General features: G+C 66.8%; 13 protein-coding genes. 11 read left to right on the top strand and 2 right to left on the bottom strand.

Annotation, left to right across the window (positions count from 1 at the left end; genetic code table 11):
• The first annotated feature begins 3 nt into the window (after positions 1 to 3).
• Genes G339_RS36350 through G339_RS0102815 form a run of 5 tightly spaced genes read left to right on the top strand, consistent with a single transcriptional unit; the run spans position 4 to position 3,813 of the window.
• Positions 4 to 669 (top strand): DUF2617 family protein, encoded by a 666-nt coding sequence (locus G339_RS36350; RefSeq protein WP_019629552.1) that lies wholly within the window; start codon positions 4 to 6, stop codon positions 667 to 669.
• On the top strand, positions 666 to 1,070 hold the full coding sequence (locus G339_RS0102800; protein ID WP_019629553.1) for a DUF4247 domain-containing protein: 405 nt from the start codon (positions 666 to 668) through the stop codon (positions 1,068 to 1,070). Before G339_RS36350 ends, G339_RS0102800 begins: the two co-directional genes overlap by 4 nt.
• Positions 1,067 to 1,816 carry a hypothetical protein gene (locus G339_RS0102805; RefSeq protein WP_019629554.1) on the top strand — a complete coding sequence of 250 codons (750 nt, stop codon included), beginning with the start codon at positions 1,067 to 1,069 and terminating at the stop codon, positions 1,814 to 1,816. Before G339_RS0102800 ends, G339_RS0102805 begins: the two co-directional genes overlap by 4 nt.
• A complete protein-coding gene (locus tag G339_RS0102810) occupies positions 1,813 to 2,238 on the top strand; it encodes a DUF350 domain-containing protein (protein ID WP_019629555.1) in 426 nt (141 codons plus the stop codon). The genes G339_RS0102805 and G339_RS0102810 overlap by 4 nt, the downstream gene beginning before the upstream one ends.
• On the top strand, positions 2,239 to 3,813 hold the full coding sequence (locus G339_RS0102815) for a polyamine aminopropyltransferase (RefSeq protein ID WP_019629556.1): 1,575 nt from the start codon (positions 2,239 to 2,241) through the stop codon (positions 3,811 to 3,813).
• Here G339_RS0102815 and G339_RS0102820 read toward each other — a convergent pair.
• The gene (locus tag G339_RS0102820) at positions 3,810 to 4,517 is read right to left on the bottom strand and encodes a MerR family transcriptional regulator (RefSeq protein ID WP_019629557.1); all 708 of its coding nucleotides are present in this window, start codon (positions 4,515 to 4,517) and stop codon (positions 3,810 to 3,812) included. The two genes, G339_RS0102815 and G339_RS0102820, sit on opposite strands and share 4 nt — an antisense overlap.
• 89 nt (positions 4,518 to 4,606) lie before the next feature.
• On the opposite strand from G339_RS0102820, the gene G339_RS0102825 reads away from it, so the two are divergent.
• Both G339_RS0102825 and G339_RS0102830 read left to right on the top strand, forming a co-directional pair.
• The gene (locus G339_RS0102825; RefSeq protein ID WP_019629558.1) at positions 4,607 to 5,746 is read left to right on the top strand and encodes an acyl-CoA dehydrogenase family protein; all 1,140 of its coding nucleotides are present in this window, start codon (positions 4,607 to 4,609) and stop codon (positions 5,744 to 5,746) included.
• Positions 5,747 to 6,020: 274 nt separating this feature from the next.
• Positions 6,021 to 7,598, top strand: coding sequence for a hypothetical protein (locus G339_RS0102830; protein ID WP_019629559.1), 1,578 nt, complete (start codon positions 6,021 to 6,023; stop codon positions 7,596 to 7,598).
• Here the strand turns inward: G339_RS0102830 and G339_RS0102835 are convergent, their stop codons facing one another.
• Entirely contained in the window at positions 7,599 to 8,186 is a 588-nt protein-coding gene (locus G339_RS0102835; protein ID WP_157407252.1) for a hypothetical protein, read from the bottom strand.
• Between the two features lie 108 nt (positions 8,187 to 8,294).
• Here G339_RS0102835 and G339_RS0102840 point away from each other — a divergent pair, with 108 nt between their 5' ends.
• From G339_RS0102840 to G339_RS0102855, 4 genes are all read left to right on the top strand, one after another.
• A complete protein-coding gene (locus G339_RS0102840; protein ID WP_019629561.1) occupies positions 8,295 to 8,708 on the top strand; it encodes a hypothetical protein in 414 nt (137 codons plus the stop codon).
• A gap of 194 nt (positions 8,709 to 8,902) precedes the next feature.
• Positions 8,903 to 10,480: a phage portal protein gene (locus G339_RS0102845; RefSeq protein ID WP_019629562.1), complete on the top strand. Its 1,578-nt coding sequence runs from the start codon at positions 8,903 to 8,905 to the stop codon at positions 10,478 to 10,480.
• A gap of 20 nt (positions 10,481 to 10,500) precedes the next feature.
• The gene (locus G339_RS0102850) at positions 10,501 to 11,340 is read left to right on the top strand and encodes a hypothetical protein (protein ID WP_157407253.1); all 840 of its coding nucleotides are present in this window, start codon (positions 10,501 to 10,503) and stop codon (positions 11,338 to 11,340) included.
• A 35-nt stretch (positions 11,341 to 11,375) separates the two neighbouring features.
• Entirely contained in the window at positions 11,376 to 12,365 is a 990-nt protein-coding gene (locus G339_RS0102855; protein WP_026341084.1) for a N4-gp56 family major capsid protein, read from the top strand.
• Positions 12,366 to 12,429: the final 64 nt, after the last annotated feature.

Raw genomic sequence — 12,429 nt, forward strand, 5'->3', positions numbered from 1 at the left:
CGGATGCTCGCCCCCCTCGCCGCCCCCTACGCCGACACGCGCGCCGACGCCCTGCGCTTCGCGCTCGGCCTCCCGCCCCTCCCCGCCCTCGCCGCCCTGACCGTCCGCCTGCCCGCCGGGCCGTCCGCCGGGCGGCTCGCCGCCGCCGCGCCCGGACGCGACCCGCTCGTCCGCCCGCCCGCCGGGCTCGCCGCCGACCTGCGCGCCGGGCGTGACGCGCCCGCGTCCGCGCACTCGTCCGCGCACTCGTCCGGCGGGCCGTCCGTGGACGCGCCCGGCGGGTGGTCCGTCGAGTTCCGGTTGCTCGGGGCGTCGCACCAGGTCGTCGTCGGCGGGCTCAGCGAGACCGTCGCGTGCCTGGCCGGGGCGGGCGCGCCGCTGCCCGCGCGGCACGACGCCGTCGAAGGGCCGCTGGCGTACGCGTTCCGCGCGCGCACCGAGCGGCACGCCGACGACGCCGCGTTCGCGCGCGCCGTCGCGGCCGTCCGCGCCGCGCACGACGGCCGCCCCGACGCCCTGACCGGGGCCTTCCCCGGCGACCCGCACGCCGTCACCGTCCTCGCGCCGGACCCGCCCGACGCCGCCGGGATCGGCTGGCGGACCTGGCACGCCTACCCCCAGACCCGGGAGATCGTCATGACCGCAAGCCGCCTGGCGGTGGCCGAATGAGACGCGCCCTGATCGGCGGCTCGCTGATCTCCGGGCTCGGCGCGGTGATCGTCGCGGTCGCGCTGCTGGCCGGGGGAGCGTCGGCGGGCTCCTATATCAAGAGCCACTACAGCCGGATCGGCGTCGGGACGTACCGGTCGCCGTCGCCGCCCGCCGTCGTCGCCGCGCAGATCATCCGCAAGAACAGGCCGTACGACCGCGCGTACGATCCGGGCGGGATCTTCCTGCGGTACCGGTCCGAGGTCGTCGGCATCCTGCCGGACGGCACCGGCAGCCGCATCACCGTCGAGGACCCCGAGCGCGGCTACCGGCACTACCACTCGTCCGTCGGCGGGCGCTGGGGCGGCGTCGGCGGGCGCGCGTCCACGTTCCGCGGCGGCGGACCGGGGAGCGGCAAGTGAACGGGGTCCTGCGCAAGCCCGGCTTCTGGATCGTGGTGATCATCGCCGGGATCGTCCTGATCAACCTGCTGTCCAAGCTGGGTTCGGACGGGTCGGACCGCGGCGGCCAGGCCGTCGTGTTCGAGTCGCCCGACACCACGCGGCTCGTGGAGCGCGCCACGCAGGCCAAGAACGCGCAGGGCGTCTGCTACGGCTGGATCGTGGACTCCGGCGTCCACTCCGACGACACCTCGTCGTTCGCGGACCCGTCCGGGGCGGACGACGCGGCGCTGCACCAGACCGACGTCGAGTACGGCTCCAACCTCGGGCCGAGCACCGACCCGCGCCGCGAGCCCGCGCAGTGCCCGCGCTGGGCGGTGGTCGTCGCGACGTACGACTACTCGTCCGTCGATGAGGAGTGGACGTCCGCGTCCGTCCGCGTCGTGGACAACATCGGCCTCGCCGGACGTCTGCCCGCCGACTTCCCCGCGAACCTCGGCATCACCCGTACGGACCTGATCTCCGAGGACGGCGTCGCCCGCGTCGCCGACACCATCTCCGCGCTGCCGCTCGCCGCCGCGCAGGCCGGCCTCGCCCCGGCCGTCCCGCTCGACTCCGGGCAGAACACGACCGCCACGGGCGACCGCATCTCCGGCGCGGGCGACGCGGGCAAGTACGTCCCCGCCGCGATCGGGACCGTCCTGGTCCTCGCCGGACTCACCTGGATCGCCGTCGCGGCGGTCCGGAGCAGGAGGAACACCGAATGAACAGCGTCCTGCACGAGAGCGGGGCCGCCCTCGCCTACGGGGCGGTCGGCATCGCGCTGATGGCCCTCGGATACCTCGTCGTCGAGGTCACGACGCCCGGGCGGCTCGGCGACCAGATCTGGCTGGAGCGCAACCGGGGCGCGGCGCTGATCCTGTCGGCGAAGCTGCTCGGCGTCGGCGCGATCGTCGCGACCGCGATCGTCACCAGCGACGACGGCCTCGCCCAGGGCCTGCTGGAGACGTCGGTGTACGGGCTCATCGGCATCGCCCTGACGGTCGTCGCGTTCTACCTGCTCGACCTGCTCACGCCGGGGAACCTCGGCGCGACCGTCGTGGAGTCCGACGTGCTGCACCCCGCGTGCTGGGTCGTCGCCGCCGCCGACCTGGCGACGGCCGCGACGGTGGCCGCCGCGATCTCCTAGATGGCCGCCGTCGAGACCGCGCCGCTGCGGCTCCCCGCGCGGGCGGCGCGGGCGCTCGTCCTGGCGGCGGTGTTCACCTGCGCGGCGTGCGGGCTGGTGTACGAGCTGGCGCTCGTCGCGCTCGGCAGCTACCTGGTCGGGAACTCCGTCACGCAGGCGTCCATCGTCCTGTCGGTGATGGTGTTCGCGATGGGGCTCGGGTCGCTGGCCGCCAAACCGCTGCAGCGGCGGCCCGTCGTGGCGTTCGCGGCGGTCGAGGGCGCGCTCGCGCTCGTCGGCGGGCTGTCGGTGCTGACGCTGTACGCCGCGTTCTCCTGGCTGGACGTGTACGTGCCGGTGCTCGTCCTCATCGCGCTCGCGGTCGGCGCGCTGATCGGCGCGGAGATCCCGATCCTGATGACGCTGCTGCAGCGCATCCGGCGGCAGGACGCGGGCAGCGCCGTCGCGGACCTGTTCGCCGCCGACTACGTGGGCGCGCTCGTCGGCGGGCTGGCGTTCCCGTTCCTGCTGCTGCCGCACTTCGGGCACATCAAGGGCGCGCTGCTCGTCGGCGGCGTGAACGCGGTCGCGGGCATCGCGGTGGTGCTGTGGCTGTTCCGGGGGCACGTCGGGCGGGCCGCGCGCGCCGGGCTGTGGACGGGGATGGCGCTCGTCCTGGCGGTCCTCGGCGCGACGTACGCGCTGGCGGACCGGTTCGAGGAGTCGTCGCGGCAGGCCCTCTACGACGCGCCGATCGCGTTCGAGACGCGGACGCCGTACCAGGAGATCGTCATCACGCGGTCGATCTCGCTGACGGGCCGCCCTGATCTGCGGCTGTTCCTGAACGGGGACCTGCAGTTCTCCTCGGTGGACGAGTACCGGTACCACGAGGCGCTGGTCCATCCGGCGATGGCGGGCGGGCCGCGCGGGCGCGTGCTGGTGCTCGGCGGCGGGGACGGGCTGGCGATGCGGGAGATCCTGAAATATCCGGACGTCCGGTCCGCGACGCTCGTCGAACTGGACCCCGAGATGCTGCACCTCGCCAAGACGTACAAGCCGATCGCGGACCTCAACGGCCACTCGTTCGCCGACCCGCGCGTCCACCTCGTGACGGCCGACGCGTTCTCGTGGCTGCGCGGGCGCGCCGACCGCTTCGACACGGTCGTCGTGGACATGCCGGACCCGGACGAGGTCGCCACCGCGAAGCTGTATTCGCTGGAGTTCTACGGCCTCGTCAGGCGGACGCTCGCGCCGGGCGGGCGGATGGTCGTCCAGTCCGGATCACCCTACTTCGCCCCGAAATCGTTCTGGAGCATCGAGAAGACGATCGCCGCCGCCGGGTTCGCGACGACGCCGTACCACGTGGACGTCCCGTCGTTCGGCGACTGGGGTTACGTGCTGGCCTCCCCGTCGCGTCCCGCGCCCGCGCTCGGGCTGGACCCGCGCGTCGTCCCGGGCCTGCGCTACCTGGACGACGGCGTGCTGACGGCCGCGCGCGTGTTCGGCAAGGACGTCCGCACGCGGGACGTGCAGATCAACACCCTCGACCACCCGCACCTCGTGGACTACGAGGACCAGGAGTGGAAGGACGCCTAGTCCTTCGGGACCGTCCGCCGGATCGCGTCGTCCACGGCGCGCTGGAACGACGTCACCAGTGACTGGATCATCAGCGGTTTGAGCTTGGCCGCCAGCTCCAGCAGTCGCGCGCGTTCCTCCGGCGGACGGCCGCGCTCGCGGTAGGGGCGCACGACCGTCTCCTGGAAGACGCCCTGCAGCTCGTCCGCCAGCGCCGCCGTGTACCGCTCGACCGCGCTGTGGGATGCGACGAGCGTGTCCAGCGGCATCGGCAGCGCCGCCAGCTCCGCGCCGACGCCGAGCAGGGACGGGCTCGCGACGCGGATGCGGCCGTCCGCGCCGACCTCCAGCACGCCGAGCGCTTCGAGCCGGGCCAGCGCGTCGTCGTCCAGGTGGCGTCCGGCGCGGCGGTCCAGTTCGTGGCGGTCCATCTCCTCGGGACGTTCGGGGGCCCACGGCGACAGCAGCGCGCGCTGGAGCGCCAGGTCCTCCGGCGGCGCGTCCGCCGGGATGCGCGCGACGTGCTTCTCGATCGCGGCGAGCGTCAGGCCGAGCGCCTGGAGTTCCCTTACGAGTTCCAGCCGCGCCAGATGCTCGTCGCCGTAGAGGCCGGTGCGCCCGCGCAGCTTCGGCGGCGGCAGCAGCCCGCGGCCCGCGTAGAAGCGCACGGTGCGGACGGTGAGCCCGGTGCGCGACGCCAGCTCGTCGATCGTGAGGTCCGCCATGTCGCTCCCCGCGCTCCCTTATGTGACAGCAGCAGTGTTACATTAACCGTGTATCAGCGCACGCTTACACACCCAGGGAGAGCCGCCGCATGGCACGCGAGATCTTCACCGCCGAGCACGAGGCGTTCCGCGACATGGTGCGGGCCTTCATCGAGAAGGAGATCGCCCCCCACCACGAGCAGTGGGAGAAGGACGGGATCGTCTCCCGCGAGGTGTGGCTCGCCGCGGGCCGGGCCGGGCTCCTCGGGATCGACATGCCGGAGGAGTACGGCGGCGGCGGGAACACCGACTACCGCTACTACGTCGTCCTCAACGAGGAATTCGCCAAGGCCGGAATCCACGGGCCCGGCTTCTCCGTCCACAACGACATCAACGGCGGCTACCTGCGCTCCCTCGCCACCGACGAGCAGAAGGCCCGGTGGTTCCCCGGCTACTGCTCCGGCGAGATCATCACCGGCATCGCGATGACCGAGCCCGCCGCCGGGTCCGACCTCCAGGGCATCAAGTCGACGGCCGTCAAGGACGGCGACCACTACGTCCTGAACGGCTCCAAGACGTTCATCTCCAACGGAATCCTGTCGGACCTCGTCATCGTCGTCGCCAAGACCGACCCGTCCGCGGGCGCGCACGGCGTCAGCCTCCTCGTCGTCGAACGCGGCATGGAGGGCTTCTCGCGCGGCCGCAACCTCGACAAGGTCGGAATGCACGCGCAGGACACCGCCGAACTGTTCTTCGACAACGTCCGCGTCCCCAAGGAGAACCTGCTCGGCGAAGAGGGCCAGGGCTTCATCTACCTGATGCAGAACCTCGCCCGCGAGCGCCTGTCCATCGGCGTCACCGCCCAGGCCGCCGCCGAGGCCGCCTTCGACATGACGGTCGAGTACTGCAAGACCCGCGAGGCGTTCGGCCGCCCGATCGGCAAGTTCCAGCACAACCGCTTCACCCTCGCCGAGATGAAGACCGAGATCACCGTCACCCGCACCTTCACCGACCAGTGCATCGTCAAGGAGAGCAAGGGCGAACTCTCCATCGAAGAAGCCGCGATGCTCAAGTACTGGAACACCGAACTGGTCAAGAAGGTCGTGGACCGCTGCCTCCAGCTCCACGGCGGCTACGGCTACATGATGGAGTACCCCATCGCGAAGGCGTACCAGGACGTCCGCATCCAGACCATCTTCGGCGGCACCACCGAGATCATGAAGGAGATCATCGGCCGCAGCATCATCTAGTGCTCTGACCTGGTGTTTTGTGAGTCCTTCACGGTCTCCGTGATCCCCGCCTCTAACCGGCGTTAGATCACCTGTTAGAAAACACGCTACCAGGACCCCGCTGTGCAGTCGTGTGCAGTTGGCTGGTCACGGGTGCCCGTGACCAGCCAACACGGTCCTCAAGGTCACTCTCTGTGATGGCGTGCGGCAGAGCCGCCTCTAGCAACAGCTCTTACCTACTTCGGGCACAGCCGCCCCACCCTCGTCATATCGAGCGATATGACACGGGGGACTCATGTCGGCGGCTGCGCCCGAAGACTTCATCGAAGAGACTGACGAGACCGAAGAAGAACGGCAGGCCCGCGAAGACATCGAGGTCGAGATCGACCCGTTGTCCCAGCAGTTCGTCGCCGAGCTGGTCGAGAAGATCCTGCTGCTGGTCGATGAGCTGTCCGGCCACCCGCTCTACCCGTACCAGCGCGTCTTCGCGTACCGGGTCATTGAGTCGATTCTGCTCAATGACGGCCAGACCACAACCGCGCTTTTCAGTCGCCAGTCCGGCAAGTCGGAGACGGTGGCAAATGTCGTGGCCGCGTGCCTCATCATCTTGCCGCGCCTCGCCAAGGTCTATCCCGACCTTCTGGGAAAATTCGCTGAAGGGTTCTGGGTCGGAGCCTTCGCGCCCACAGATGAGCAGTCCGACATTCTGTACGGCCGCCTAGTGGACCGCCTCACTTCCGAACGTGCCGAAGCGGTATGCGCTGACCCGGAGATTGACGAGCAGGTCGTCCAGCGGGGCCGCACCGTCCACCTCAGAAAGAGCGGCTCACTCATCCGCCGCCAGACCTGCCATCCCCGGGCGAAAATCGAGGGGCGCACCTACCACCTCATCATCGTGGACGAGTGCCAGGACGCCGACGAGAAAATCATCAACAAGTCGGTCGCGCCCATGGGCGCGAGCACCAACGCCTCGATGATCATGATTGGTACGCCTGGCTACACCAAGGGCGTTTTCTACAAGATCATCCAGCATGGGAAGCGCCAGGAGACCAAGCGCGGCTCCAAGCAGCTGCACTTCGAGGCGAACTGGAAGGAGGCGGCCAAGAGTAACCCGAACTACGAGAAGTTCGTCAAGCGCGAGATGCTCCGGCTCGGCACGGACTCCGACGAGTTCAAGATGTCCTACGAACTCAAGTGGCTCCTGGAGAAAGGCCAGTTCGTCACCTCCGAGCGCCTGGACGAACTGGGCGACAAAAGCATGCAGGTCGTCCACGCCTGGCACGCCTCGCCGTGCGTTGCCGGCCTGGACGTCGCTCGCAAGGAAGACAGCACCGTGCTCACGGTCTGCTGGGTCGACTGGGACCACCCCGACGAATTCGGCTACTACGACACGCGCATCCTCAACTGGTTGGACTTGACCGGCTTGAAGTGGGAGGAGCAGTACTTCCGGATCGTGGAGTTCCTGTCGAACTACCGGCTGTACAAGCTTGGCATCGACGCCGGAGGACTCGGTGACGTGGTCGCCGACCGGCTACGCGTCCTAATGCCCCACATCGAGGTCATCGACATCACCAGCTCGCGGCCCGAACAGTCCAAAAGGTGGAAGCACCTGGCCACACTGTTGGAGAAGGGCATGATCTCCTGGCCCGCCCACGCCAAGACCCGGCGCCTCAAGACGTGGCGCCGGTTCTATCAGCAGATGACCGACGTGGAGAAGGTCTTCGTCGGGCCTCACATGCTGGTCGAGGCGCCGGACGAAGCAGACGCCCACGATGACTACCCGGACAGCCTCGCACTGGCGTGCATCCTCACCCAGGAGGACGCCATGCCAGAGGTCCAGGTGTCGAACGCGCCCTTCTATAACGCGGCCTGATCAGCGCCGCGCCCGCCGGATCTCACCCAGCAGTTCGTCGTCGCAGTGATGCAACTGGGCCGGGCGGCCTGCATAGTGGTTCTGCAATATCTGCTCCACCTGTGGGTCGTCACCCACCTGTTCGCCGCCCATGAAGTAGGCCAAGACCTCCGCCCACACATTGGGATCGGACTTGGCCCGGCGCATCATCTCCGCGGCGGACAGGCCGTCGGTGACTTTGTGGCCCCCGATCTCATACGACCTGAACAGCAGCTCCATAACCTCCTCGGGGGACAGCCACCGCTCTGGCTCGCAGCCGTGCGGGCAACGCAACGTCGGGATCTTGCTGGCCCCCCACAGTCGGCAGATCGTTGGCCGCGCCCGACGAGCTGTACATGCACCCTGCTGGTTCAGCGCCGGGCACAGGAAACGCAGCGCCGACCCAACGTACGGCGGGAACTGAATACCACGCGCCTCCAGCAACTCACGCTCCAGCCGAGACATGTCCAGCGCCGACACACACGACGCCTGACACAGGCGCTTGCAGTCCTTCATCTTCGGCACTTGCGCGTACAGCTCTTTCAGCTGCCGATACGCGTCCATATCCATGCGCCGCAGCGTAGTCCCGAGTCAGCGCTGAGTAACTGTCTTTACAAAACCTGTGTCGCCGATCTTTAGCGTCGAACTGGAACGTTCCAACGTAAAGGCAGGCACATCATGGCCGAAGACCGCAGCCCGCTGGCTCCCGTCGCGCGCTTCCCCGAGAAGGTCCCGACCGTCTACGAGCGCACCACCGCTCCCAACAGAGTGGGCGGCCGTGGCCCCCTCCGCTTCGAGGAGGGGCTGGCCAGCGACTCCGACATCCCCTCGGACTTCGGCGTCGGCGTCATGCAGGGCTACGAGACCGCGCCGGGCCGCAGCAACCACAACAAGAACGTCTTCACCAAGGAGCCCGGCGAGACCATGCGCCAGCGCGCCCACGTCGGCAGCGCGGCCTGGCCCGAAGCCCCAACCTTCCTCAGCGAATTCGGCCACGGCGCCATGAACGACTACGCGGAGATCAAGTACGAGCAGGTCGCCCGCTCGGGCAGCCACTACACCCGCCAGAACCCGGCCGAAGTCCAGGACTGACCGCCGCCATGCTGACCACGCGCGCTGCGGCGCCCTCTCGGGAGAGGGGGTGATGCCACATGGCCATTAGCTTCCTTCCACCCAGCGCGCGAGCCGCCGGTTCAGACCTGACCATCGCCATCTCGCCGCTCGGGCTAGTGGAGCTTTTACCTCGCTGACGAAGAGTTCGAGGTACACGGCCCTCGAAGACCCGCTTGAACCGCTATGCGACAAGCTGGGCCTTCTATCTGGGGCACCACTGGGCCTACCGGCGTGAATTCGGCGAGCCGCAGATCACGTTCAACTACGCCCGCGCGTTTGCTGACTACGCCAACAACTTCACCTTCTCCCGCGGCGTGCACTTCGAGAGCGCCCCGGCGTTCCAGCACATCATCCCAGCGCTGCTCCAGCGCATCTGGGAGGTCGACAACGACAAGGCCCAGACGTTGTGGAGCGTGGGCAACCACGGCTCGGTGTCGGGCGACTCGTTCGTCAAGGTGGCCTACGAGCCGCCGTTCGAGGACGCCGCCGGAAACCCGCATCCGGGCCGCGTTCGGATCTTGCCGCTCAACAGTTCCTTCTGTTTTCCAGAATGGCATCCGCATGATCGCGAAAGACTTCTGAGATTTAAACTGAAGTACAGATTCTGGGGCACCACTCTAGAGGGAACTCGGCAGGTCTTCACTTACACCGAGATCCTGACCGACGACCGCATTGAGGAATACGTCAACGATGAGCTGATCGACTCCCGGCCCAATCCGCTGGGTCAGGTCCCGATCGTGCACATCCCCAACATTCCTGTCGCCGGTTCCCCTTGGGGACTGTCGGATATCCATGACATCATTCCGCTGAATCGTGAGTACAACGAAAAAGCCACGAACATCAGCGACATCATCAATTACCACGCCAGCCCGGTCACCATCATCACCGGTGCGAAGGCGAGCAACCTTGAGAAGGGCCCCAAGAAGGTTTGGGGTGGCCTGCCCAAGGACGCCAATGTCTTCAATTTGGAGGGCGGCACCAACGCGTTGCCGCACGCCCTGGCGTACCTGGACATGCTCAAGCGGAGCATGCATGAGATGACCGGCGTGCCGGAGTCGGCACTGGGGCAGATGCAGCCCATCAGCAACACCTCGGGCGTCGCTCTGAGCATCCAGTACCAGCCCATGATCCAGAAGATGGATCTCAAGCGCCTTCAGTACACCGTGGGGCTCCGCAGGATCAACGAGCTGGCCCTGCGCACCCTGTTCCTGCACGAGCCGGAGACGCTGGCCTACAACCCTGAATCCGACGGTCTTCTCACCGAGGGCCAGGCGCTCGTCATCGACCCGAACGACCCCGCCGTCTACGACGTCAAGTGCGTCTGGTCGGCCCCGCTCCCAGTAGACGTCCTGGTGAAGCTCAACGAGATCCAGGCCAAGCTCGCTTTGGGCTTGGAATCCAAGGTCGGCGCTCTGCGCGACTTGGGCAGCGAGTTCCCAGACGAAAAGATGGCCGAGATCAACGACGAGCTGATCGACGAGGCCAAAAAGCAAGGCGCCGTCGACCTAGTCCGTGTTCAGGTCCAGCAGGCCATCGCCGCCATCACCGGAGTCATGCCGACACCCGACGGCGGAGCCGAGCCGGTCATGGGCCCACCGCCCGCCGGCGAAGGCGAATCACCGCAACCGCAAACCAATCCAATGATGGGCCTCGACTCAGCCGAGGTCCAGAACCTAGCACCTGAGCTACTGACCCAGGCGTATGGCACAAAGCTGGCCCAGCGCCGGGCACCGAACAACAACTCAGCCTGACATTCATCGGGGGATGAACCATGTTCGTAAATCAGCAGGGAACGCCGCCCACACCGGAGTCGACTAACGTCCCGTCCCCGGAGCAGCCGACCAATGCTCCGTCTCCGGCGCAGCTGGGCAATGGCACGGCCCCGGAACAGCCGCCCGTGCCCACTCAGCCGCCCGCGCAGCCCCCAGCACCGCAGACCACCTACTTCACGCAGGCCGACATCGAGCGCGCCCGCAAGGAGGAGAAGGACAAGCTCTACGGGGAGCTGTCCAAGCTCAAGGAGACCACGCGAGAGCTGAAGGCGGACCGTGATGCCCGGCTCAAGGCGGAGCAGGAAGCGCGCGAGGCCGCGGAGGCGCAGCGCCGTGCGCAGGAAGAGGAAGAGCTTTCCCTGCGCGAACTTCTGGCCAAGCGTGACCAGGAGTTCAAGGATTGGCAGGCCAAGGTCGACGCCGAACGCGAGGCCGAACGCGCCATCATCGCCAAGGAGCGCGAATTCGCGCAGCTCCAGGCTTACATCAACAGCCGGGTCGCCGAAGAGCGCCAGAACGAAACCATTGCTCCCGAACTCCTGGACCTGGTGACGGGTAACACCCAGGAAGAGGTTGAGCAATCCATTTCTACGCTCCGCGCCAAAACCCAGGCTATTCTCGAAAACGTAGCTAGTGCGCGGGCAAACTCTGCCGCGCAGATGCGCGGCGTCTCCACCGCCGGATACGCCGTCTCCGGACCTATGGACACCGACTCGGGCCACAAGACGATTTCATCCGATGAACTGAAGGCCATGTCGATGGCCGACTGGGCAGCACTCCGCGAAAAGGTCCTCCCCTCCGCCGCCGGTGGAGTAAATCAGGGGATGTTCGGCCGTTAAGTCCGAGCACCAGAATTTCGTGAGAGGAAACACCAGTGCCCAGTGCTATCACCGGTACGCCGTTCCTGTCGGCGTCGCCCACTGTCTACTCGGGAGCTGACTCCTCCCGACTTTCGCCTGTGATCCAGACGATCTGGAGCAAGGAAATTCTTTTCCAGGCGATGCCGATCTTGCGTTTCGAGCAGTTCATGGTGAAGAAGACTGAGCTGGGCGTGCAGCCCGGACTCAGTATCAATTTCACCAGGTACAACAATTTGGGGAAGGCTACGCAGCTCGTTGAAGGCGTCCGCATGCAGACGAACGCCCTCACTGCGACGCAGTTCTCGATCACGGTCGCTGAGCATGGCTACGCCATTGCTGTCTCGGAACTCCTGCTCAATGCCAGCTTCGACGACGTAATGGCGTCGGGCTCGCGTCTGCTGGGCCGGAATATGGCCATGTACCTGGACGAGAGTGCGCGCGACACCCTGCTTCAGGCGTCGTCTGTTCTGTATGGTCGTGATAAGTACAAGGCCAGTCAGACGATCACGAACCTGTCTCCTTACGACCCCGGTAAGCCGGCCGCGAGCCGCGACGCGCTGACGGGCGACTTCCACCTCACCTCGCACACCGTGAAGGACTGCGTCGAGACCCTCGAAAGCAAGAACGTCCCGAGGCTCGGCGAGACCTACGTGCAGTTCGTGCACCCGCACCAAGCGCGCAAGCTTCGCGATGACCCCGAATTCATCGAGATCACCAAGTATGCCAGTCCGGGGAACTTCATGATCGGCGAGATTGGCCGTCTCCATGACGTGGTGTTCATTTCTACGACCCAGTGCAAGCGCATCAAGAACGCCGCTGGCAAGGACGTCTACCAGTCCATCGTCATTGGCGATAACGCGGCTGGTCATGCCATCTCTCTGCCGGTCGAACTGCGCGACGGCGGCATTCTCGACTTCGGCCGCGAGCACGCGCTTTGCTGGTATGCGATTTGGGGGCTTGGCTTGATCACTGACATTTCTGTGGTCATCGCCGAGACCAATTGATCCGCTCCAGTGATATCAAGTCAAGACGTTTCTGCCTGACAATTTTGTGACTCTCAAGGAGAAA

Source organism: Actinomadura atramentaria DSM 43919 (assembly GCF_000381885.1).
Lineage (GTDB): Bacteria > Actinomycetota > Actinomycetes > Streptosporangiales > Streptosporangiaceae > Spirillospora > Spirillospora atramentaria.